The organism is Microbispora hainanensis (genome assembly GCF_036186745.1).
GTDB lineage: Bacteria > Actinomycetota > Actinomycetes > Streptosporangiales > Streptosporangiaceae > Microbispora.
In genome coordinates, this window is the sequence record NZ_CP108086.1 from 1,946,335 (window position 1) to 1,967,508 (window position 21,174).

Genomic DNA, 21,174 nt, shown 5'->3' on the forward strand with positions numbered 1-21,174 from the left:
CAAAGATACATGTTCATGCAAGCTTAACCCACTCGCTTGACTCACGCAGGGGGACCCATGAAGGCTACGAACATGCACGTACAAGCAAATGTTCGGCAGGTTGCCGGGGACTCTGACCGCCCGTGGTCCCTGGCCTCCACCGTCGGCGGTGCCGTCCGGCGGAGCCGGACAACGGCCTGAGACGGGAAGCGAACATGTCCCATACCGAGATCCCAGAGAGCGAGCTGATCGAATACGTCCGTGCGGCGGTACGGATCAGCCGCGAGCACGTCGCCAAGGGCGGCATCCCGTTTTCCGGAGTGGTGGTCAACGACGGTCGTGTCCTCGGCATGGGCTTCAACCGGGTACGCGAGGACAACGACCCCACCGCGCACGCGGAGGTGGTCGCGCTGCGTGAGGCCGCCGCCAAGTACGGGCTGCACGCCACCGCGGGGGCCACGCTGATCGCCTCCGGAGAGCCCTGCGCGCTGTGCTACATGGTTGCGCTGTATTTCAACGTCGGCCACATCGTCCACGCGGCCGACCGCGAGACGGCCGCCAGGTACGGCTTCGACTACTCGGGGTCGTACTCGATCTTCGCCAAGGACCCGGCGGCCTGGCCGATCAAGGTCACTTCGCTGCAGATCCCCGAGGGGACCAAGCCGTTCGAAGAATTCCTCGCCATGGACCGGAGGTGAAGATGACCGATACGGAGACCAGCAAGGTCGGTATCAAAGTCTGGTCGGATTATGTCTGTCCGTTCTGCATGCTGGCCGAGGGGCCACTGCACGAGGCCACCCACGACCTCGACGTCGAGGTCGAATGGATGCCGTACGAATTGCGGCCCTACCCGACCCCGACGTTGCGGCCGGAGGACGAGTACCTGCCGGCGATCTGGGAACGATCGGTCTATCCCATGGCCCGGCGGATGGGCGTGGACATCACTCTGCCCACGGTCTCACCGCAGCCCTACACCCGGCTGGCGTTCGAGGGCTACCAGTACGCGGCCGAGCACGGCAAGGCCGCGGAATACACTCCGCGCGTGCTGCGGGCCTTCTTCCAGGAGAACCGGGATATCGGTCAACTGGATGTCCTCGCCGACATCGCCTCAGAACTGAGCCTCGACAAGGCCGGTTTCATCAAGGCGCTGGAATCCGGGACGTACACGGAGACCCACCAGGAGGCACTGCGGACCGCCGAGGCGCACCGCATCTCCGTCGTTCCCACGATCATCATCGGCGGGCGCCACCGCATCGAAGGCGTCCCCACCGCAGCCCAGATCCGCAAGGCCGTGCTCGACGCCCAGGCCGAACAGGCGGTCGCCCAAGGCGCCGCCTGCGGCATCGACGGGTGCTGACACGACCCGGCGTTCAACTGGCCGGGTTCGCAGCGCCCGACTGTGCGACCGGCTCACGGTGACACCGACGACCGGACCACCCCGACTCCGCCCGACCTCCTGGCGCACCAGCGCTCTGCCGTGCCACCACGTTCACATGGAACGGCGAACTCATGGCGGCCGGCCTCACAACCGGCCCCCATCAACGAAAGGACTGCTCATGCAGTGGGTCTACCTCGCCATCGCGACCATCTTCGAGATCACCGTCGCCATCGCGGCCGGAAAGGCCGAAGGCTTCAAGAACCGCAAGTGGACCATCGCGACCCTGCTCAGCGGTGCCATCGCGACCTATTTCCTCAGCCAGGCTCTGCTGACCTTCGACGTGGGCGTCGGCTACGCCATCTGGACGTCCGTCGCCGGTGTCGGCATCACCCTGCTCGGCGTGCTGCTCTTCGGCCAGCGCCTGACCTGGCGCAAGGCGGTGGGCATCGCCGTCATCATCATCGGGGTCGTCGGCCTCCAGCTCAGTGGTGTCGCCTAGAGATCCCGCCAGCCTCTGACCCCATCCTCGCGAAAGGAATCGCGTACATGTCCGACAACAGCCGCTCATCGGCCAGCTCCTGGCTCACGCTCCTCCTCGCCGGAGGGTTCGAAATCGGGTACGCGCTCTCCGTCGGTGGCAGCCACGGCTTCACGCGCCTGCAGTGGTCGCTGGTCGCCGTCGTGTTCTTCCTTCTGACGCTCTGGGCGCTGAGCGTCGCGCTGCGCACCATCGACGTCGGTATCGGCTACGCCGTCTGGGCAGGAATCGGGGCGGCCGGTGCGGCGCTGCTGGGTCCCATCTTCTTCGACGAGACCCTCACCCCGGTCAAGGCCCTGTGGTTGGCCATCATCATCGCCGGAGTGGTCTGGCTCAAGCTCGCCGACAGGCCTGAGAACAGCCGGGAGCCTTCGGCCGGGCCGCAGGACGCCCAGGGCATCCTCGCCGGCAAGCAGAAGACCCACGGCGCGCAACTCTGAGGGCGATTCAGCCCACGTCCGCCGAACCACTGTCCACAACAGCGGTCGCTCCGGGCCGGGTCACTGATCCAGGCACTGCCTGCGGTCGGGAGCATGGTCAGGGTCCAAGCCTCGAACGGGGTGCCAGTGACAACCGCCGCGATCAACGCCAGGAGTGAGGACCGCTTGGCGGCTCTCCGGGCCTGCTCAGCGCGTCACGTCCTCCCGGCGGGCGAGGAGACCGAGCTCGGCCCGGGTGGGCAGGCCCTCCCAGTCGCCGGAGACCGTACAGGCGAACGCGCCGACGGTGACGGCGGTGTCCAGCCGGACCTCTGGTGGCTCACCGGCGAGCAGGTCGGCCAAGTAGCCGCCGACGAAGGCGTCCCCCGCCCCTACCGGGTCGAGGACATCCACCGGTACGGCGGCACGCGTCAGGCGGCGCCCGTCGATGACGGCGGCGCAGCCCCGCGCGCCCAGTTTGACGATCACCTGGGAGGGGCCGAGATCGGCGAGCCGGGCAGCCAGGTCGAGGGGGTCGTCCGTGGCCGACACGAACAGCTCGGCCTCCTCGACGCCGGCGAAGACCACGTCGCTGTCGCGCAGGATGTCGATCAGTCCCTTGCCGGCCTGCTCGGGCGTCCACAGCCGTGAGCGGTAGTTGACGTCGAAGGAGACGATCAGGCCATGGTGCCGGGCCAGCCTCACCGCATGGCGTACGGCATCGGCGGCCGAGTCCGACAGTGCGGGGGTGATGCCGGTGACATGCAGGAGCGAGGCCCGTGCGATGGCCTCCTCGGACACATCGGCGGGCCGCAGCCGCGATCCGGCGCTGCCCGCCCGGTAGTACCAGACGCTGAGCGAACTACTGGTGCGCCGTTCCTTCACCATCAGCCCGGTCGGCGCCTGGTCGTCGACGAGGCCGCGCACCTCCAGGCCCTCGGCCCGCAGCTCTCGCAGCACCAGGTCGCCGAAGCCGTCCGCCCCCACGCGGCCGATCCAGGTGGCGGAACCACCGAGCCGCCGCACCGCGATCGCCACGTTGCTCTCGGCGCCGCCGATGCCGACGGCCATGTCGGAGGAGTGCCGCAACGGCCCGACGCGCCCGGCGGTGAGCCGGGCCATGGTCTCTCCCACGGTGACGAGCCCCCCGGTCCGCTCGCTCATGGACGGCCCTCCGAGAGGGAGCCGTTCCTCCCCCGGCGCTGCGGTGCTCACATGCGTTCCTCTCGTCGCGGTGGATTCACGGGCTCAGGGGGGCCGGGCTCAGGGGGGCCGGGCTCAGAGGGGCCGGGCTCATTGGGGTTGGGCTCATCGGGGTTGGGCAGAGGAGCGCCGGGTCTCGCGGCGCGGGCGGACCGGCACGTCGTCGTCGCTGAACAGCTCGGGATGCCGGGCCCTGATCTTCTCCACGTCGCTCAGCACCAGGCGCAGATGCCGCCGCAGCGCCTCCTCGGCGAGCTCCAGGTCGCGGTCCTCCAGCCGGTCGACCACGTCGGTGTGCTGGCGGATCAGCAGGTGAAGCTGCTGGGTGAGCGGTAGCGACAGCCGCCTGGCCCGGTCGAGCTGCGCCTTGGCCTGACCGACGACGCGCCAGGCGTCGCCGTGGCCGCTGACCGCCATGAGCCGCGCGTGGAACTCCTCGTCGAGCTGGAAGAAGGCCTCGGTGTCCGCGCGCTCTTCCGCGTCGCGTTGTGCGGAGAGCAGGGTGCGCAGGTCGGCCACGTCGCGGTCGGTGACCCGCGTCACCGCCTCGCGCAACGCGGCCATCTCCAGAGCCTCCCTGATGAACTGCGCCGAGGCGATGTCGCTGAACTTGATGCGCGCCACGAACGTGCCCATCTGTGGATAGACATCGACGAGCCCCTCGTCGGTCAGCAGGATCAGGCTCTCCCGCACGGGGGTCCTGCTGACGTTCAGCTCAGCGGCGAGGTCGTTTTCCGACAGGGCCGCGCCCGGCTCCAGCTCGAGATTGATGATCTGGGTCCGTAGCAGTTCGTGCACGAGCTGGCGGGTGTTCCTGCCGCGAGCGCGAGCGGCCTGCAGTCCTTCCTTCGATGCCATAGGAGTCCTTCTTACCACTAGACAAAAGTGTCTGGTGCACTTGTATGGTAGTCGACCACGTAACGAGTACGTAATCTGAGTCGTCTGCGAGGAGGCCGTTCATGAACGATGGAGATGCAGTCGCGCCGAGGGACCTGCGGCGGACCGTCGGAGCGTCCGTCGTCGGAACCGTGGCGGAGTATTACGACTTCTTCATCTACGGCACCGCGTCCGCGCTCGCCTTCAACAAGATCTTCTTCCCCGAGGTCGATCCCGCCGTCGGGACGCTGGCGGCCTTCTCGACGTACGCCGTGGGGTTCTTCGCCCGGCCGCTCGGGGGCCTGGTCTGGGGCCACATCGGTGACCGGATCGGCCGCAAGCGGGCGCTGGTCTCGACGCTGCTGCTGACCGGCCTGGGGACCTTCGCCATCGGCCTGCTGCCCACGTACCAGCAGATCGGGATGTGGGCGACGGCGATCCTGGTGCTCGTCCGCCTCGTGCAGGGGTTCGGGGTGGGCGGCGAGCAGGGCGGCGCCGTGTTGCTCACCATGGAGGCGGCGCCGCCCGCCCGCCGCGGCTGGTACGCGAGCTTCGTGCAGCTCGGCAGCCCCGCCGCCTACCTGGTGCCCAGCGCGCTGTTCGCGGTGCTGACCGGTTCTCTTTCCGAAGAGTCGTTCCTCTCGTGGGGCTGGCGGGTGCCGTTCCTGCTCAGTGCCGTCGTCGTGGTCATCGGCCTGTTCGTCCGCCTGCGCATCGACGAGTCGGAGGTCTTCAAGGCCGCGAGGAGGAAGAAGCAGGCGGAAAGCGCCCCGCTGCCCCTGTTGATGCGCAACCACCGCAAGGAGGTGTTCGGCGGGCTGTTCACGAAGTTCGTCGAGGCCGCGGTGTTCCCCTTCTACACCGTCTTCCTCGTCTCGTACGGCAAGCAGCACGGCGTGGACGACTCCATGGTGCTCAACGCGGTCATCATCGCGATCGTGTGCGAGCTCATCACGATCCCGCTGATCGGCCGCCTCACCGATCGGATCGGCCGCCGCCCGGTCTACCTGGCCGCCGCCGTGCTGAACCTGGTGCTGATCGTGCCCGCGTTCAAGGCCATCGAGACCGGAAACATGGCCGTCATCGTGCTGCTCCTCGTCGCCGGTCTGGCGCTGGGCCACGCGGGGACCTATGCGCCGCAGGCGTCCTACTTCCCCGAGCTGTTCCCGGCCGCGGTCCGCTACAGCGGCGTCTCGCTCGTCTGGCAGTTCGGCTCGATGATCGCCTCCGGCCCCTTCACGGTGGTCGCGGCCGCTCTGCTGATCGCCGGTGGCGGCTCCTTCGGCTGGGTGGCGGTGTACGTCGGCGCTCTCGTGCTGATCAGCGTCATCGCGCTGTTCTTCATGCCCGAGACGGCGCCCGGCCGCCTGGCCGGCAAGGAGTACGCCGACCAGCCCCGCGCCGTCCAGACCACGGGCGCCTGAGGGGAGCGGGATATATGGCGACCATTACCGACGCGAGGGTCATCGTCACCTCGCCGGGGCGCAACTTCGTGACGTTGAAGATCACGACCTCGGACGGCGTGACCGGCCTGGGAGACGCCACCCTCAACGGCCGCGAGCTGGCCGTCGCCGGCTACCTGCGCGACCACGTCGTGCCGCTGCTGATAGGCCGCGACCCCGCCCGCATCGAGGACACCTGGCAGTACCTCTACAAGGGCGCCTACTGGCGCCGCGGTCCCGTGACCATGACCGCCATCGCCGCCGTCGACACCGCCCTGTGGGACATCAAGGGCAAGGTGGCCGGGCTGCCGCTCTACGAGCTGCTCGGCGGCAAGGCCCGCGAGGGCGCCATGGTGTACGGCCACGCCAGCGGCGGCGACGTCGCCGAACTGCTGGACGACATCGCGCGCTTCAGAGATCTCGGCTACCAGGCGATCCGCGCCCAGGCCGCCGTGCCCGGCACCCCCGGCAGCTACGGCGTCAGGCACGGCCGGGGAGTGTACGAACCGGCCAACGCCTCGCTGCCGGACGAGCAGATGTGGTCGACCGAGGCATATCTGGACTTCGCCCCCGGCTACCTCGCGGCGGTGCGCGAACGGTTCGGCTTCCACTTCCACCTGCTGCACGACGTGCATCACCGGCTCACCCCCACCGAGGCGGGGCGGCTCGGGCGGCGTCTTGAGGACCTGCGGCTGTTCTGGATGGAGGACCCCACCCCCGCCGAGCTGCAGGAGTCCTTCCGTCAGATCCGCCAGGCCACCACGACGCCGATAGCCGTCGGGGAGGTCTTCAACTCCATCTGGGACTGCCAGCAGCTCATTACGGAGCGGCTCATCGACTACATCCGGGTCTCCGTCGTACACGCCGGCGGCATCACCCACGTCCGCCGGATCTTCAACCTGGCAGAGCTGTACCAGGTGCGCACCGGCTCGCACGGCGCCACCGACCTGTCGCCCGTCAGCATGGCGGCGGCCGTGCACCTGGACGTGACCGTCCCCAACTTCGGCGTCCAGGAGTACATGGAGCACGAACCGGTCACCCACGAGGTGTTCCGCCCCACGTACGAGCTGCGCGACGGCGCCCTCCACCCCTCCACGGCGCCGGGCCTGGGCGTGGAGATGGACGAGGAGGCCGCCGCCCACTTCCCGTACGAGCCGAAGTATCTGCCGGTCAGCCGCAGGGCCGACGGTTCGGTGCACGACTGGTGAGCACCACCGACCGGCTCTCCCGAGCCACGCTGTCCCGGGTGCCCGAGCCGTCGCGCCCCGCGGTCGACCCCGCTTCGCTGCGACCACGCCTGGTCCACCTCGGCATCGGCGCCTTCCACAGGGCCCACCAGGCCGTCTACACCGAGGCGGCCGAGGCCGCGCATGGTGGCGGCTGGGGCATCGCGGGCGTCACCCAGCGCAGCCGTACGGTCGTGGACCGGCTTCGCCCGCAGGACGGCCTCTACTCCCTGGCGCGGCGGGAGCCCGGCGGACCCGCCGTCCAGGTCGTCGGGTCCGTCGTCGAGGTGCTGCACGCGGTCGACGACGGGCACCGGCTGGCGGCGTTGCTGGCCAGCCCCGACGTGGCCGTGGTCACGATCACGGTGACGGAGAAGGGTTATCGGTGGGATCCTGCGACCGGTGGCCTCGCCGTCGGCGATCCGCTGGTGCGAGCCGACCTGGCGGGGGCGCCCACGCCGGCCACCGTGGTAGGACAGCTCGTCGCCGGACTGCGTGCGCGGATGCGGGTGGGGGCTCCCATCTCCGTCGTGTCGTGCGACAACATGGTCGGCAACGGCGAGATCACCGGGCGGCTCGTCCGCGAATACGCCGCCGCGAGCGGCTGGCCGGAGCGCGATCGCCTGCTCGACTGGATCGACTCCACGGTCGCCTTCCCCTCGACCGTCGTGGACCGCATCGTGCCCGCCACCACCGACGCCGACCTCCGTACGGCCGCGCTGGCGCTGGGCCTGCGGGACGAGGGGGCGGTGGTGGGCGAGCCGTTCAGCCAATGGATCGTCCAGGACGCCTTCGCCTCCGACCGGCCCCGCTGGGAGGCCGCCGGCGTCACCTTCGTGCCCGACGTCCGCCCGTACCAGATGATGAAGCTGCGGCTGCTGAACGGCGCCCACTCGCTCATGGCATACCTGGGGCTGGCCGCGGGGTGCGAGACCGTGGCCGACGTCATGGACACGCCGTGGGGCGAGCCGGTCGTACGCGCCTACACGGCCGAGGTGGCGGCGACGCTGACCGGCGGCCTTTCCGCCGAGGCGTACACCGACGCCCTGATCGAGCGCTTCGCCAACCACGCCATGCGGCACAGGCTGCGCCAGATCGCCGCCGACGGCTCGCTCAAGGTGCCCGAGCGCTGGCTGGCCCCGCTGCGCGAGCTACGCGCGGCGGGCGCGCAGACGCCGATGCTGGAGCTCGCGCTGGCCGCGTGGGCCAGGCACACCCGTGACGGCGAGCCCGACGACCCCGCCGCGGCGCGGCTGAGCCAGGCGTGGGCCGACCGGCGGGGCGCCGACGCCGTACGAGCCCTGCTGTCGGTCATCGGCGCCGACGACCTCGCCGAGGACGACTCCCTCACCGCCGCCGTCGCCGCGCACCTGGCCGACCCGCCGCGGCTCGGGTCTGTTCCGTAGGTAGACGGCTCCGTCTCGCCGCCATCCTGGCGCGCCTCCACGACTCCGGCTTCCGGATCGTGATCCGCGGCCCATCCCCGCGCGGGGATGCTCCGTCGTTCTCGATCTCCTCACGCCTCGGCGTTGAGGTCGGCCCCGGGCCGGCCGTGCCCGTGACCTGGATACACGAGTTGTAATCAGGACGACGGTTGCATGAGCGTCATAAGTGGCCTCTTCGCCGCGTGATCATGCCACGGAGTGGGTGATGACGCCGGTGTAGACACCGGTGGTCACACCGGAGAAGGGGATCGACAGCACCAGGGTGGGAATCCAGCTGGCTCCGTTGACCCCCGCCACGGCGGTGTGGGAGAACGCCGTTCGCTGGACGGCGAGGGTGACCCTGCTCGCGGCGGTCGGCTGGCCGGGGATGAAGGTTCCGCCGCCTTGGGTCGCCGTGGCCGGGCCGGACCAGTAGCTCATGTTGGCGCGGCCGATGGTGACCACCGGCGCGGTGGTGCGGGTGTAGTCGGTCGAGGAGACGGTGGCCGTCCACGCGCCCGCGCCGGGGTCGCGGTGGTCGGTCACCGTCACCGTGCCCATCTGCACGGTGCGCTGGCTCCCGGGCGGCCCGCTGCCGAGCGACACCGCGACGGGAGCGGTGATGGTCAGCTCTCCCGCCCTGGCCAGGACGTAGGTGGCCGGCGCGACGGCCGCGGACGCCGAGGGGGCGGGCACAGCGGCGGCCAGGGCGGCGGCCAGGGTGGCGGCCAGGGCGATCGCGATGGCGAGGGGGTTGATACGTCTGTGCATTTATGCCCTTCGGGGTTCGCGGCGACGACGCCAGACCACGACGCCGGCACCCACGAGACCAAGCGCGACGACGATCGACGGGATGATCAGCCGCGACATGCCGGACGGTGTGACGGGCCGGCCGATCCCGGCCTTGGGGAAGACGACGGTCGCGGAGACCTCGCGTTTGACCAGGCCGCTCTGCACTAGCATGTCGACCTTCCAGGGCCCCTCGGGGAGCCGTGGGTCCATGACGACGGCCAGCCGTCCGGTCTCGCCCGGACGCAGCGTGACGCCCAGCTGCGCCGGGTAGGGTCCGGCGCGCAGCCCGCCCGGCCCGTCCGACAGCGACAGCGAGCCGGACAGGTCCAGGGCCCGTCCGCCGGTGTTGTGCACCTGCGCGGACAGGACCGGGCGGCCGGTGGCGTCCCGTTCCGGGGTGAGACGGTCGACGTCCATCGCGGACGGCGGCTCGCCGCCCGGGCCGATGTCGAGGTACATCCGGATGCCGACCCGGCTGGCCAGGCCGATGTTGTGCGTCCGGTCCGGCTCGGCGGTGGTCTGCGCCCAGATCACGCCGTACCGCTCGCCCTTCCAGGCGTCGGACGGCACGCGCGTGGTGAACCAGGCCCGGCGGACCTGTCCGGGAGCGAGGTCGATCTCCGCAGGCGTGACGGTGGTCCAGCTCGACAGCTCGTTCGGGGTGCGGTCGGGCGCGAAGACGAAGGCGTGGCCCCGGATGTCGGCCGCCGCCGGATAGAGCGAGACGCGCATCCGGTGCCCGCTGGTGTTGGACACCTCGATCCGCCGCCTGATGGTGGTGCCGGGATCGAGATGGTCGACCACGCCCTTGAGCGCGCGCGGGTCGTCGCGGCGGGCGAGGGGTGCGTCGACCAGCCGGATGCCCAGCCCTTCGCCGGGGTCTCCCCGATCCGTCGTGGCCGCCGCGGCTGCCACGGCGGTGGGGCCCGGGACGGCCGCGAGCGCCGCGCCTGCCGTGCCCGCGTTCGACACGGCGAGCAGGACGCCCGCGACCCAGCCGATGAGCCGGTCAGGCAACAGAGTGCGTCACCGTGCCCGAGTAGGTGCCAAGGCCCACCGACAGCGGAATGTTCACTGAGATGGTCGGATTCCAGGTCGCCTGGCTGTTGCCCGTGCCGCCGGTGTAGGTCATCGCGACCCGCTGCACGTCCAGGGTCCCGCCCGGGCCAGGCGTCAGCGTCCCGTTGCCGGTGATCAACGTGCCGGGGCCCGGCGTGTAGGTGGCCGCGGAGGCCGGGACCGTGTCACTCGGACCTGCGAAGGCCGTGGACGACACCCGCGCCGTCCAGTCCGAGGTGGGCACACCGCCTCGGGCGTCGGTCACCGTGACCGCGCCGATCGGCCCGCTGACCGTGCCGCCCGCCGCGGCGCTGCCCAGGCTCACCGGACCGGCGGGGGCCGTGATCGTCAACGCGCCCGACGTGACCGTGAAGGTCACCGTCGTGTCCGCGGCGTCGGCGGCCGGCGCGGTCAGCACCACCGACCCGAGCGCGATACCCGACACCAACGCGAGCGGCCTTAGTCGCATGCTCGTCCCCCGAATATGTCAACGCCCAGAGCATGGGCGGCAGCACAAAAAGATCACTTCAGGGCACGATAGAAGCGGAGGGCGGTTCCCCCGGACAGGACGCACGTGTGGATACGGGTCGCCGACCCCGCCCCGGCGAAAGCTTGACCGTGGCCGAATCAGGAGGCCGAATCAGGAGGCCGAATCAGGAGACCGGACAGGTCACGGGGTGACGACGCACTTGACGAAGCCGTCCGGGCGGTCGAGGAAGTATCCGAACCCCGTGTCGAGGTCCTCCAGTGAGACGGTGTGGGTGATCAGCGGCTCGAAGGTCAGGCGCCGGTCCGCCATCATGCGCAGCCCCTCGGCCATGGCGGCCATGAGGCGCCACCGCTGCCCGGTGAAGCCGTTGACGATGGTCACGCCGCGATACCACAGCTCGATGTCCAGCTCACGCGGGCCGTCGTGGTGGTAGCCGGCGACGCAGAGCGTGCCGTGCGTGGTCACGAGGTCGCCCGCGAGCTTGAGCCCGGCGGCCTTGCCGGAGAACTCGACGACCACGTCGAACGTGCCGCGCAGGCTCTCGCCTGCCTCCTCGGGGGTGTGCACGTCGCTCGCGCCCAACTCGGCCGCGAGCTCGCGGGCCAAAGGCGCCGGGTCGACGCCGGCGAGACGGGCGGGCGCGCGGTCGGCGGCGACCTGCAGGGCGCCCAGGCCCATGAACCCGAGCCCCACGACCGCCACGCGCTGCCCCGGCCGCAGGCCGCACCTCGACAGCGCCTCGACCACGCAGGCCAGCGGCTCGCCGAGCACGGCCCGGCTCGGCACGTTGGACGGGGCGGGCAGCAGCTCCCTGGCGTCGACGTTCACCGTGTCGGCGAACGCGGGAGACGCGAAGCCGGTGACGCGGTCTCCCCTCGACCATCCATGGACGCCCGGGCCCAGCTCCACGATCTCGCCGCTCAGCTCGTGCCCGAGCCGGCGCGGCGCGGCGTCGTCGTGCTCCGCCCAGGCCGGCAGCTCGGAGACGCAGATCCCCGACGCGAGCGTGCGTACGCGGACCTCTCCCGGGCGGACAGGCGCGTCAGGGACCTCGACGACCTCCGACCGGCCCGGGGCGACGACCTGTGAAAACCGCATGTTCTCCTCTTCCGATCCGGATCAGCTCAGGCCGCGGCCGGCCAGCTCGACGGCTCCGACCACGGGCGGGGCCTGGAGCAGGGTGGCCGTGACCGCCGGGAGCAGGGACCTCAGCTCCTCCTCGAACGCCCGCATCAGGCGGGGCTGGTTGGCGATGACACCACCCGCCACGACCACGGCCCGGAGGTCGGCGCCCCGCCCGGCCAGGCAGGACACGAGACGGGCCAGTGACCGGCCGCCCGCCGTGATGACGGCGTCGGCGGTCGCCGACCCGGCATCCGCGGCCGCGAAGACGACCGGGGCGTGGGCGCCCCAGGTCTCGACTCCTCCGTTCCAGCTCATCGCCGCCGCCAGCTCGGGCAGGCCGCCGACGCCGAAGGCGCGCAGGAGGGCGACATCGAGCCCGTCGCCGGGCGCGCCCTCGTCGGCGCGGGCGAGCACCGCGCGGGCCGCGTCGCGGACGAGCGCGGAGCCCGATCCCTCGTCGCCGAGCACCCATCCCCAGCCGCCCGCGGACAGGTACGCGCCCGTGTCGCGGTGCCTGCCGACGGCGATGGCGCCCGTGCCGGAGATGACGCCGATCCCCCCGGCCAGGCCCGCGGCCGGGACGAGCAGTTCGGCGTCGTTGACCACGGTCACCGGCGTTTCGAGCACCCGGACGAGCTCGTGGGCGAGCCGTTCGAACTGGTCGGGGGTCTCGCAGCCGTGCGCGCCCACGACGACATGGCGTACCTCCGGGCCCTGCCGGAGCAGCGGGTGGAGCCGCTCCGACAACCAGGCCGCCGCCTGGGGAAGGCAGGCCGTCTGCCAGCCGGTGCTGGGCACCGTCAGGTCGGTGAGCACCTCGCCGCTCGACGCGTCGGCGAGCCGGACGCGGGTCTTGGTGCCCCCCACGTCCACGCCGGCCACCACCGGGCTCATCCGATGGGCTCCTCGATCTTGGTGTCGGTGTTGTCGAAGACGAAGTCCTCGATCGCCACGCCGCGCACCATGGCGAGGGATCCCGCGAGCCGTTGCAGTACGGCGGTCTCCAGGACCGTGCGGACCGGCATCGACACGCCCTCGGGGATGCGCACCACGTGCAGGTGGTCGCCGGGGTCGACCTCGGCCGAGGTGACGCAGAGCGTGAGGTGGCGGGCTCCGGCGAGGCTGCGCGCGATCTCCAGCTCCCGGCCGTCGCCGATGACGACGTGCAGGGTCTGCCCCGCCGACTCCATCTCCCCGTGCAGGTAGTTGCGGGTGACCAGGGCGGAGGCGGGCACCCGGCACACCTCGCGGAGCAGCAGTGCCCCCGACTCGGAGGCGGAGCGGGAGGCTCCCGACGCGACGATGTCGGCGGCGACCACCCGCCCGGCGCGGCCCGCCACCTCGTCCACCACCGGCGCGAGCGCGTGCTCGTGGCGGGTGAGGACGTCGGCGATGCCGTTCCACTCCGCGGCGACCTCGGCCGGGGACGTGCCGAGGATGGTGCGGGCGATCATCGCCAGGGCGATCAACGTGCCGGTGTAGCCGATGGTCGAGGCATAGCTGTCGGGCTCGTTGCCGAGATCGACAGGGTGCGCCGCCGTGTCGCCGAGCCGGGAGGGCACGACGTTGACCACGGCCGCCCGCCGCTCCCGCGGCACCATGGCCAGCGCGTCGACGGTCTCCGGGCTGCGGCCCGACTGCGAGACGCCGATCACGATGTCGGCCTCCGCGAGCGCGACGCCGGAGCCGATCTCGCTGGCCAGCTCCTGGCGGGCCGGCACCGCGCCGTCGGCGAGCATCCGCAGCGGCAGGGCGAGCGCGGCGTAGCTGGCTCCCATGCCGACGAAGACCGGGCGGGAGCGGCCCGCGAACACGTCACGGCCGTCCCGGAGCTGGGCCGCGACCCGCGCCGCGACCCGCTCCAGCGCCGCCGGCTGGGCCGTACGGCCGTCGACATAGGGGATCCGTTCTCCCGGCATTCCGTCAGTTCCCTTCAACACACATAGGCGAGCCAACCGCGACACAAGCCTAGACCAGACGCTTCAAATCAAATACCACTGCATACCAAATGATGCCGTACGGACAACTGGTATTGGTCAGGAGTTCGGACAGCACGAAGCCGTGGGACCGCACGACGCGCGTCCCACGTGGAGAAACAGGCCCGTCAGGCGGGGCTCGTTCCCCCTCGTACGAAGGAGGTGCGCAGGCGGTAGCGGTCGCCCCGATAGGTGATGGCCGAGACCAGGACGACCCGTCCGACGGCGTCGACCATCGACTGGTGCATCACCAGGACGGGATCACCGGGGGTGAGGTCGAGGTGCTCGGCGATCCCCTCGGGGCAGCCCTTGGCCTCGATGACCGACTGGGCGACGACCGGCTCGGCTCCCCCGGCGGTGAGCTCCTCGATCAGCGACGCCTTGGTGAAGTCGGTCTCCGGGAGCCGCGGCGCGACGTTCAGCACGACGCGTGAGGAGTCGACGCCGACGGGGACGCCGTCCAGCATGCGCACGCGTTCGAGCACGAAGAGCCGCGTGCCCGCCGCCACGCCGAACTGGTCGGCCTCGTCGAGCGACGCCTCCTTGACCTCGGCGCGGATCACCCGGGAGGTCGCGGTCAGCGCCTTCCGCCTGGCCGTCTCGGTGAACGACTCCAGCGAGTTGGGCCAGTCGCGGTCGGGCCGGCCGGCGACGTACCAGCCTCGCCCGTGGGACGAGCGGAGCACGCCCTGCTCGACCAGGTGCTGGAGCGCGCGCCGGAGCGTCACCCGGCTGATGCCCATCTGGTTGCACAGCTCACGCTCGGCGGGCAGGCGCCGTCCGCTGGCAAGGGCCCCCTCGCGCACCCGGCGCTCGATGAGTTCGGCCGCTTGCACCCACAGCGGTTCAGGGCTGTCCGAAGCGATGAGACTCGCCTGAGACACCCTATTCACCCGGTCCACGTCCTTTCGTCCCCCGCCCACCTACCGGCGAACATAATGTCATTCTCACACCGGATCCGCCCGGTGGAACTTCACCCATGGCGATCGCCGACCAGGCGATCGAATGCCGCGTCCAGCTCCGGGTTCGCCCGGCGTCGCGACGGCTCCTCGTCGAACCAGGCGACGATCTCGCGCGCTCCCCGCGCAAATGGAACTTTCGGCAAAAAACCGGGCACCAGCCGCTTGATTTTAGAGTTGTCGTAAATGACCGAGTGCCGGAAATCCTCCTGCAGAACCGGCCCCATCCAGGCGATTTCCCGGCCGATGTCCTCGCTCGACCGGTGCACGATCCGGGGCACGGCTCCCGCGGCCGCGGCGAGGCACAGATGGATCTCGTCCCAGGTGAGAATCTCGTCCGAGGTGATGTGCACGCTGTCGCCCACCGCGTGACGGTTGCCGACGAGGCCGATCAGGCCCCGGGCGAAGTCGCGCGCGTGCATCAGGTTCCACAGCGAGGTCCCGTCGCCGTGGACGACCACCGCCTTGCCCGCGCGCCACCGCTCGATGGCGGTCCAGCCCGCGAGCAGCGGCAGCGCCGTCTGGTCGTAGACGTGTGCCGCGCGCACGATCGTGACCGGGAAGTCCTCGTAGCGGTACGCCTGTTCGAGCGCCTCCTCGCAGCGGAGTTTCTGCGCCGGATAGTCGAAACCGTTGTTGCGCCGCGCGGAGGACTCCACGATCGGCAGCGCCGGGGCCGGACGGGCGTACACCGATCCGGTCGAGATGAAGACGTACTGCCCGGTGCGGCCGGCGAACCTGGCCACGTCGGCCCGGACGTCCTCGAGCGTGTAGCCGATGAAGTTCACGACCACGTCGAACGTCTCGTCCCCGAGCGCCGCGCGCATCGACGCGTCGTCCCGCACGTCGGCCTCGACGGCGCGTACGCCGTCGGGCAGGGGCCGCGACGTCGTGCGGCCCCTGGTCACGGCGGTCAGGTCGAGACCCGCCGCGACGGCCTCACGGGCGCAGGCGGCACTGAGCACGCCCGTTCCCCCGAGGAAGAGCACCCGCTGCGCGCTCATCGCGGCCCCACCTCCCCATCGATCACGCGTTCCACCGGCTTGCGGCCCACCGCCAGGCCGCGGCCGACGAGGAACTCGTAGCATCGGCGCAGCAGGCCGTACATGTCCTCGCGGGACCGGTCCGCCTCGACGATGTGCCAGCGGATCGCCGGGTTGGCGCGGACCACGCTCTCCACGTCGACCACGCCCTCGCCGAACGGGACCATGTAGTCGTCCATCCCGCGGGCCGGTCCGTCCTTGAGGTGGACGAACTCCACGCGGTCGCCGAGCGAGGCCGCGACGGGGGCCGGGTCGAGCCCTGCCGTACGGACCCAGTAGACGTCCAGCTCGACGGCGACCGCCGGATCCAGCTCGCGCAGCAGGAGGTCGTAGGCGCGCTCTGCGCCGAAGACGTTCTCGAACTCGGCGAAGTGGTTGTGGTAGGCGATGCGCATGCCCCGCCTGGCCGCGTTCGCCGCCGCCTCGTTGACGCGCTCGACGCCCCGCAGCACGCCGTCGCGCGTGGCGAACTCCTCGGGCTCCATGCTCCAGACGAGCGTCTCGACGCCGAGCTCCTGGTGCTCGTCGAGGATCGCCTCGGCCGCGTCGCCCGCGGGGAAGGGCGCGTGGGCACTGCAGAACTCCAGCCCGAGGCCGTCGGCCACGTCCCGTACGACGGACGGCTTGTGGCCGTACAGGCTGATCGGCTCGACCGCGAGGAAGCCGAGCGCCGCCACCCGTTCGAGCACGCCGAGCAGGTCGCGGGAGGCCTCCTCGTGCAGGGACCACAGCTGCGCGGCGATCGGCGCGGCGCGGCCGTCCGTACGTGATCCGCTCACGCCGCACCTCCGATGATCTTGCCGTTGCCGAGGGGCCAGCGGGTCGACCAGGTCAGGATCTCGTCGTCCCGGACGCCCGCCGCCCAGAGCGTCGCCTGGCGGACGAGCTGCCGGAAGCCGGGGTTGCCCCAGGCCCGCGCGTCGTGTCCGAGCGCGGAGTAGCAGACCCGGCCTTCGCCGTGGTCGCGCACGTAGAGGACGGGCTCGGTGCCGTCGTCGGTCACCCGCTCGGCGAGCACCCGGACGTCGGGGCCGTATTCCAGGACGTAGAACTCGTCGTCGATGCCGAAGTCCTCCATGTGGCGGGTGACCGGGTGGTCGCCGCACAGCCGGACGTCGAACCGTCCCTCCGATCCCGAGGTCCCGTGGGAGAGGTAGCGGGAGCCGACCAGCTCGAACGCGACGCGGTCGGCCTCCAGGCCGCCCTCGCCGAACCCGAACAGGTTGCTCGCGTGCAGGACGACCAGTCCCTTGCCCGCGGCGACCAGGTCGGACAGCGCCTGCTGCTCCCGGGGGTGGAAGACGATCGACGAACGGTAGACGACGTAGACGTCGGCCTCCGCCGTGGCCGGGGTGAGGTCGGCGAAGCGCTCCATCCCCACGGCCCTGGCGGTGGGGAGCCCCGCCTCGGTGACGATCTCCTGGAGCGCCAGCGCGGCGCCGATCAGGTCGTGGTGGATGTCCGTACCGTCGACGATCACCATCGCGGACGGCGAGCGTCTCAACTTCATCGTGGATTCCTTCGGTTGTCCTGGCGGCCGGGATCGCCTAGCCGGCCAGCGTGGCCGCCTCGGCGTACTCCTTGGCCATGCGGTCGCCGCCGGCGACCTTCCACTTCTGCACCGCCGACGTCAGGCTGGAGGCGGGCTCCCGGCCGAGGAACACCGCGGTGATCGCGTCCTGCATCTGCTGCTCCAGCGACGAGCCCTTGGTGTTGAAGGTCTCGGAGTAGAGGTGCTGCGCGGGGTTGTCGAGGAGCATCGGCACGGCCTTCTGCTGCCACTCGTAGTTCAGCTTGTCCACGCCGGGAGCGCCCTGCGGGTCGCACAGCACCTGCGGGCCGCCCACGATGTAGGCCAGACCGAGGTCCTGCTCGCGCTGTCCGCGGGTCGTGAGCACGGCGACGCCGTCCTTGACCGTGTAGTCGACGCCCTCGACCCCGTAGCTCATGATGAACGACTCGCGGGAGCCGAACGGCGCGGCGATGTAGTCGAGGACCCGGAGGAACATGTCGATCCGGTTCTTGTCGGTGGTCTTCTTGATCATCGTCATGGCGTACGCGCCGCCGCCGGTCCAGTGGACGCCCTTACCGCCGTCCTTGCCGAAGGGCACCATGATGTCGAAGACCACGTCCTTGTCGTCGGCCACGATGCCGACCGCGCGGTTGCCGTCCCAGAGCATCGCCAGCTTGCCGCCCCGGAACATCGAGTCGCGCTGGGTCTTGTTGTTCATCAGCGTCGGGGTGTCGGGGTGGAAGCAGCCGCTCTTGTAGAGGTCGGCGAGCTCCGCCATGGCCGGGATGAACGCCTCGTGCTCGTAGGCCGAGACGAAGGTGCCGTCGCTGCGCTTGGTCCACTTGTTCGGGACTCCGAACATCATCATCATGAAGTCGGCGATGTTGCTGCCGAACGCGTAGACGCCCGCCTTGGGGTTGGTGACGGCCTTGGCGAGGTCCTTGAACTCCTGGAGGTTCGTCGGATTCGGGTTGGCGCCCGCGGCCTCGATGACGTCGGTCTTCGTGTAGATCTGCGAGGTGAAGATGGGGTCCGACTTGGGCACGCCGTAGATGCGGCCGTTGAGGTAGCCGTTGAGCCAGGCGTAGTTCTGGATGCCGGCGAGGTTCGGATACTTCTTCACCGCGTCTCCCGAGAGGAACTCGCTCAGGTCGGTGAACTGCGCCTCGGCGAGCTGCGGCAGGCGGGAGACGTTCATGTACATCGGGACGGAGACGAACTCGGGCAGATCGTCACCGGCGACCAGGGCGGGGAACTTCGTCTGGAAGCTGTCGAACGGCACCTGGAGGGGCTTGACGTTGAGGTTCAGCTCCTTGTTGAGGAGCTGCCAGTAGGGGCTCTCGCTCACCGGCGGCGACGGCTGGCCGTACGTCATGATCAGCACGTTGAAGTCGCTGCCGTCGCCGACCTGCCCGTTGACCGTACGCGGCCCGTCCATGGGGAAGGACGCGTAGACGTCCATGACGCCCTGCGCGTTGCCCTCGAGCAGGGGCTTCGGCTTGACCGGCGGCACGTACGTCGGCAGCGGCACCGCCTTGGCCGCGCCGGACGAGGCGGCGCCGCCGCCACCGGCCTCCGAGCCGGAACCGCAGGCCGCGAGCACGCCGCTCATCGGGACGAGCGCGGCGGCCAGACCGGCGCCCCTCAGCAGGCTCCTGCGGCTGACGCCCTCGTTCGAGGCCGAGAATCCGGATCGATTTCTGATCCCCATGATCTGTTCCTTTGTTTTCTGATGGGAGGTGTCGGAACGCGGGCTTATCCCTTGATGGCCCCGGTGAGCATTCCCTTCGACATGTGCTTCGTCAGGAAGGGATAGACCAGCAGGATCGGCACCGTGGCGATCGCCACGAGGGCCATCTGGACGGACTGGGCGGGTGGTGCCACATATCCGGGAATGGCGGCCGCGTTCGAGGTGACGTTGTTCTGCAGCACGAATGTCCGCATCACGAGCTGGAGCGGCCACATCTGGGTGTCGTTCAGATAGAGCAGCGGGCTGAAATAGTTGTTCCAGTAGCCGACGGCGAGGAAAAGGCCGACGACGGCGATGACGGCTTTCGACAGGGGCAGCACGACGGACCACAGGATCCGCCATTCACCCGCGCCGTCCATTCGCGCGGCGTCGAAGAGCTCCTTCGGAATTCCTTGGATGAAGCCCCGGACGATGACGATATTGAAGGCGCTCACCGCACCGGGGATGATCAGCGACCAGTAGGTGTTGAGCATGCCGAGCTGCTTCACCATGAGATAGACCGGAATCATCCCCGGGCCGAAGAGCAGGGTGAGCAGCACGAACGACAGCAGGCCCCGCTGGAAGAGCGAGCCCCTCCGGCTCAGGCCGTACGCCGCGAGCACCGTGCAGAAGAGGCTGAACGCGGTGCCCACGGCGGTCACGCAGACGCTGATGACGATCGACCTGGCGACCTGGGTGCCGTTGAAGATCTGGTAGTAGGCGTCGAACGAGATCTGCGTGGGCCACACGACGTAGCCGCCGTTCGCGTCGATCTCCTGCTTGGTCGCCAGGCTCGTCGAGACGACGACGAGGAACGGGAAGATCACGACCGCGCTGATCAGCACGAGGGCCAGCGCCTTGAGCGCGAGGGCGACGGGCTTCGGTTTGCCGAGCCAGACGGGCCGGCCGGGGTGGCTCATCGCTTGTACACACCTTCCTCACCGAACCGATGGGCGATCTTGTTCGCCGCGAGGACGAGAAAGAGACTGACGACGCCCTTGAGGAGGCCTGCCGCGGTCGCGGTGCCCCAGCTCCCGTCGACGACGCCGTTGTAGTAGACGAAGGTGTCGAGCACCTCGGCCGCTCCCGGGCCGACCGCGTCGCGTTGCAGCAGGATCTGCTCGAACCCGACCGTCAGGGCGTCACCCAGCCGCAGGATGAGCATCAGCACGATGATCGGCCGCATCCCCGGCAGCGTGACGTGCCAGAACCTGCGCCAGGCGCCGGCGCCGTCCATCGCCGCGGACTCGTAGAGAGCGGGGTCGATGGCCGCGATGGCGGCGAGGAAGATGATCGTCCCCCAGCCGGCGTCCTTCCAGATGGACTGGGTGGTCAGCAGCAGCTTGAACGTGTCGGGGTTCGACATCACGTCGAACGGCGAGAGGCCGTGCGTTATGAGGAACCGGTTGATCACCCCCGCGCCCCCGAGGACCTGCTGGAACAGCGCGACGATGATCACCCAGGAGAGGAAGTGGGGCAGGTAGATCACCGACTGGACGAACCTCTTCGCCGCCGGCAGCGCCACGGTGTTCAGGAGCACCGCCAGCAGGATGGGGACCGGAAAGAAAAGCGCCAGCTGCAGGAACGTGATCTGCACGGTGTTCCACACGGCGGTCCAGAACGACGGGTCGGAGAACAGCGCCGTGAAGTTGTCCCAGCCCACCCAGTCTGATCCGGTGAACCCGAGAAACGGGACATAGTCCATGAATGCGATCACGCTTCCCAGAAGCGGGATGTACGTGAACAGCAGGAGCACGATCGCGGCGGGCGCGACCATCACAAGCAGTGGGGCGTCCCGCCATAAGCGTGCGAGAAACGGCGTCTTCTGTTGGGCCGGCCGCGTTTCCCCGCCTTCTGCGAGCGCACGAGGCAATGCCTGCTTGACCGTCATGGGCACCTCTAATCGAGCTGCGTGGATCGCCGTCGCCTCGGTGCGACATGGGCAGATACCAGCGAAGTACCGGGAAGATACCACTTGCACCAAATCAAGACAAGAAGTACCT

The 21,174-nt window shown here is 70.0% G+C and carries 22 protein-coding genes; 7 read left to right on the plus strand and 15 right to left on the minus strand.

Features of this window, described 5'->3' with window-relative positions; genetic code table 11:
• Positions 1-194: 194 nt before the first annotated feature.
• The 4 genes from OHB01_RS08830 to OHB01_RS08845 all read left to right on the plus strand — a co-directional run bounded on the left by OHB01_RS08830 (position 195) and on the right by OHB01_RS08845 (position 2,335).
• Positions 195-677, plus strand: coding sequence for a nucleoside deaminase (locus OHB01_RS08830; RefSeq protein WP_142651678.1), 483 nt, complete (start codon positions 195-197; stop codon positions 675-677).
• Between the two features lie 2 nt (positions 678-679).
• Positions 680-1,336: a DsbA family oxidoreductase gene (locus OHB01_RS08835; RefSeq protein ID WP_147943845.1), complete on the plus strand. Its 657-nt coding sequence runs from the start codon at positions 680-682 to the stop codon at positions 1,334-1,336.
• Positions 1,337-1,535: 199 nt separating this feature from the next.
• Positions 1,536-1,856, plus strand: coding sequence for a DMT family transporter (locus OHB01_RS08840; RefSeq protein ID WP_142651679.1), 321 nt, complete (start codon positions 1,536-1,538; stop codon positions 1,854-1,856).
• A gap of 47 nt (positions 1,857-1,903) precedes the next feature.
• On the plus strand, positions 1,904-2,335 hold the full coding sequence (locus tag OHB01_RS08845; RefSeq protein ID WP_142651680.1) for a DMT family transporter: 432 nt from the start codon (positions 1,904-1,906) through the stop codon (positions 2,333-2,335).
• 186 nt (positions 2,336-2,521) lie between these two features.
• On the opposite strand, the gene OHB01_RS08850 is transcribed toward OHB01_RS08845, so the two are convergent.
• Entirely contained in the window at positions 2,522-3,529 is a 1,008-nt protein-coding gene (locus tag OHB01_RS08850; protein WP_328855204.1) for a sugar kinase, read from the minus strand.
• A 93-nt stretch (positions 3,530-3,622) separates the two neighbouring features.
• Complete coding sequence (locus OHB01_RS08855; protein WP_142651681.1) at positions 3,623-4,375, minus strand: GntR family transcriptional regulator; 753 nt, start codon at positions 4,373-4,375, stop codon at positions 3,623-3,625.
• Positions 4,376-4,476: 101 nt separating this feature from the next.
• On the opposite strand from OHB01_RS08855, the gene OHB01_RS08860 reads away from it, so the two are divergent.
• Genes OHB01_RS08860 through OHB01_RS08870 form a run of 3 tightly spaced genes read left to right on the plus strand, consistent with a single transcriptional unit; the run spans position 4,477 to position 8,467 of the window.
• Positions 4,477-5,817, plus strand: a complete 1,341-nt coding sequence (locus OHB01_RS08860) for an MFS transporter (RefSeq protein ID WP_142651682.1) — start codon at positions 4,477-4,479, stop codon at positions 5,815-5,817.
• A gap of 14 nt (positions 5,818-5,831) precedes the next feature.
• Complete coding sequence (gene manD, locus OHB01_RS08865) at positions 5,832-7,043, plus strand: D-mannonate dehydratase ManD (RefSeq protein ID WP_328855205.1); 1,212 nt, start codon at positions 5,832-5,834, stop codon at positions 7,041-7,043.
• Complete coding sequence (locus OHB01_RS08870) at positions 7,040-8,467, plus strand: mannitol dehydrogenase family protein (protein ID WP_147943836.1); 1,428 nt, start codon at positions 7,040-7,042, stop codon at positions 8,465-8,467. Before manD ends, OHB01_RS08870 begins: the two co-directional genes overlap by 4 nt.
• A gap of 225 nt (positions 8,468-8,692) precedes the next feature.
• Here OHB01_RS08870 and OHB01_RS08875 read toward each other — a convergent pair whose 3' ends face one another.
• The 13 genes from OHB01_RS08875 to OHB01_RS08935 all read right to left on the minus strand — a co-directional run bounded on the left by OHB01_RS08875 (position 8,693) and on the right by OHB01_RS08935 (position 20,948).
• Positions 8,693-9,256 carry a hypothetical protein gene (locus tag OHB01_RS08875; RefSeq protein ID WP_328708837.1) on the minus strand — a complete coding sequence of 188 codons (564 nt, stop codon included), beginning with the start codon at positions 9,254-9,256 and terminating at the stop codon, positions 8,693-8,695.
• Positions 9,257-10,294: a hypothetical protein gene (locus OHB01_RS08880; RefSeq protein ID WP_328855206.1), complete on the minus strand. Its 1,038-nt coding sequence runs from the start codon at positions 10,292-10,294 to the stop codon at positions 9,257-9,259.
• Positions 10,287-10,805 (minus strand): hypothetical protein, encoded by a 519-nt coding sequence (locus tag OHB01_RS08885; protein ID WP_328708835.1) that lies wholly within the window; start codon positions 10,803-10,805, stop codon positions 10,287-10,289. Before OHB01_RS08885 ends, OHB01_RS08880 begins: the two co-directional genes overlap by 8 nt.
• A 201-nt stretch (positions 10,806-11,006) precedes the next feature.
• The gene (locus OHB01_RS08890) at positions 11,007-11,924 is read right to left on the minus strand and encodes an alcohol dehydrogenase catalytic domain-containing protein (protein WP_142650808.1); all 918 of its coding nucleotides are present in this window, start codon (positions 11,922-11,924) and stop codon (positions 11,007-11,009) included.
• A gap of 21 nt (positions 11,925-11,945) precedes the next feature.
• Positions 11,946-12,845 carry an N-acetylglucosamine kinase gene (locus tag OHB01_RS08895; protein WP_328855207.1) on the minus strand — a complete coding sequence of 300 codons (900 nt, stop codon included), beginning with the start codon at positions 12,843-12,845 and terminating at the stop codon, positions 11,946-11,948.
• Positions 12,842-13,870 carry an SIS domain-containing protein gene (locus tag OHB01_RS08900; protein WP_328708833.1) on the minus strand — a complete coding sequence of 343 codons (1,029 nt, stop codon included), beginning with the start codon at positions 13,868-13,870 and terminating at the stop codon, positions 12,842-12,844. The genes OHB01_RS08895 and OHB01_RS08900 overlap by 4 nt, the downstream gene beginning before the upstream one ends.
• A gap of 185 nt (positions 13,871-14,055) precedes the next feature.
• Entirely contained in the window at positions 14,056-14,763 is a 708-nt protein-coding gene (locus OHB01_RS08905; protein WP_205830910.1) for a GntR family transcriptional regulator, read from the minus strand.
• Between the two features lie 137 nt (positions 14,764-14,900).
• Positions 14,901-15,890: an NAD-dependent epimerase/dehydratase family protein gene (locus OHB01_RS08910; protein ID WP_328708832.1), complete on the minus strand. Its 990-nt coding sequence runs from the start codon at positions 15,888-15,890 to the stop codon at positions 14,901-14,903.
• A complete protein-coding gene (locus OHB01_RS08915) occupies positions 15,887-16,708 on the minus strand; it encodes a sugar phosphate isomerase/epimerase family protein (RefSeq protein WP_142650813.1) in 822 nt (273 codons plus the stop codon). Before OHB01_RS08915 ends, OHB01_RS08910 begins: the two co-directional genes overlap by 4 nt.
• A complete protein-coding gene (locus OHB01_RS08920; protein ID WP_205830911.1) occupies positions 16,705-17,439 on the minus strand; it encodes a ThuA domain-containing protein in 735 nt (244 codons plus the stop codon). Before OHB01_RS08920 ends, OHB01_RS08915 begins: the two co-directional genes overlap by 4 nt.
• Before the next feature lie 37 nt (positions 17,440-17,476).
• Positions 17,477-19,153, minus strand: coding sequence for an extracellular solute-binding protein (locus OHB01_RS08925; RefSeq protein ID WP_142650814.1), 1,677 nt, complete (start codon positions 19,151-19,153; stop codon positions 17,477-17,479).
• A 44-nt stretch (positions 19,154-19,197) separates the two neighbouring features.
• Positions 19,198-20,091 (minus strand): carbohydrate ABC transporter permease, encoded by an 894-nt coding sequence (locus tag OHB01_RS08930; protein WP_142650815.1) that lies wholly within the window; start codon positions 20,089-20,091, stop codon positions 19,198-19,200.
• On the minus strand, positions 20,088-20,948 hold the full coding sequence (locus tag OHB01_RS08935) for an ABC transporter permease (RefSeq protein WP_240971956.1): 861 nt from the start codon (positions 20,946-20,948) through the stop codon (positions 20,088-20,090). The genes OHB01_RS08930 and OHB01_RS08935 overlap by 4 nt, the downstream gene beginning before the upstream one ends.
• Positions 20,949-21,174: the final 226 nt, after the last annotated feature.

Bases quoted from the DNA above. Each gene is read 5' to 3' on its own strand.
- OHB01_RS08830 (WP_142651678.1), top strand. From the start codon at position 195: ATGTCCCATACCGAGATCCCAGAGAGCGAGCTGATCGAATACGTCCGT.
- OHB01_RS08835 (WP_147943845.1), top strand. From the start codon at position 680: ATGACCGATACGGAGACCAGCAAGGTCGGTATCAAAGTCTGGTCGGAT.
- OHB01_RS08840 (WP_142651679.1), top strand. From the start codon at position 1,536: ATGCAGTGGGTCTACCTCGCCATCGCGACCATCTTCGAGATCACCGTC.
- OHB01_RS08845 (WP_142651680.1), top strand. From the start codon at position 1,904: ATGTCCGACAACAGCCGCTCATCGGCCAGCTCCTGGCTCACGCTCCTC.
- OHB01_RS08855 (WP_142651681.1), bottom strand. From the start codon at position 4,375: ATGGCATCGAAGGAAGGACTGCAGGCCGCTCGCGCTCGCGGCAGGAAC.
- OHB01_RS08860 (WP_142651682.1), top strand. From the start codon at position 4,477: ATGAACGATGGAGATGCAGTCGCGCCGAGGGACCTGCGGCGGACCGTC.
- manD (WP_328855205.1), top strand. From the start codon at position 5,832: ATGGCGACCATTACCGACGCGAGGGTCATCGTCACCTCGCCGGGGCGC.
- OHB01_RS08875 (WP_328708837.1), bottom strand. From the start codon at position 9,256: ATGCACAGACGTATCAACCCCCTCGCCATCGCGATCGCCCTGGCCGCC.
- OHB01_RS08885 (WP_328708835.1), bottom strand. From the start codon at position 10,805: ATGCGACTAAGGCCGCTCGCGTTGGTGTCGGGTATCGCGCTCGGGTCG.
- OHB01_RS08890 (WP_142650808.1), bottom strand. From the start codon at position 11,924: ATGCGGTTTTCACAGGTCGTCGCCCCGGGCCGGTCGGAGGTCGTCGAG.
- OHB01_RS08895 (WP_328855207.1), bottom strand. From the start codon at position 12,845: ATGAGCCCGGTGGTGGCCGGCGTGGACGTGGGGGGCACCAAGACCCGC.
- OHB01_RS08900 (WP_328708833.1), bottom strand. From the start codon at position 13,870: ATGCCGGGAGAACGGATCCCCTATGTCGACGGCCGTACGGCCCAGCCG.
- OHB01_RS08910 (WP_328708832.1), bottom strand. From the start codon at position 15,890: ATGAGCGCGCAGCGGGTGCTCTTCCTCGGGGGAACGGGCGTGCTCAGT.
- OHB01_RS08920 (WP_205830911.1), bottom strand. From the start codon at position 17,439: ATGAAGTTGAGACGCTCGCCGTCCGCGATGGTGATCGTCGACGGTACG.
- OHB01_RS08925 (WP_142650814.1), bottom strand. From the start codon at position 19,153: ATGGGGATCAGAAATCGATCCGGATTCTCGGCCTCGAACGAGGGCGTC.
- OHB01_RS08930 (WP_142650815.1), bottom strand. From the start codon at position 20,091: ATGAGCCACCCCGGCCGGCCCGTCTGGCTCGGCAAACCGAAGCCCGTC.
- OHB01_RS08935 (WP_240971956.1), bottom strand. From the start codon at position 20,948: ATGGTCGCGCCCGCCGCGATCGTGCTCCTGCTGTTCACGTACATCCCG.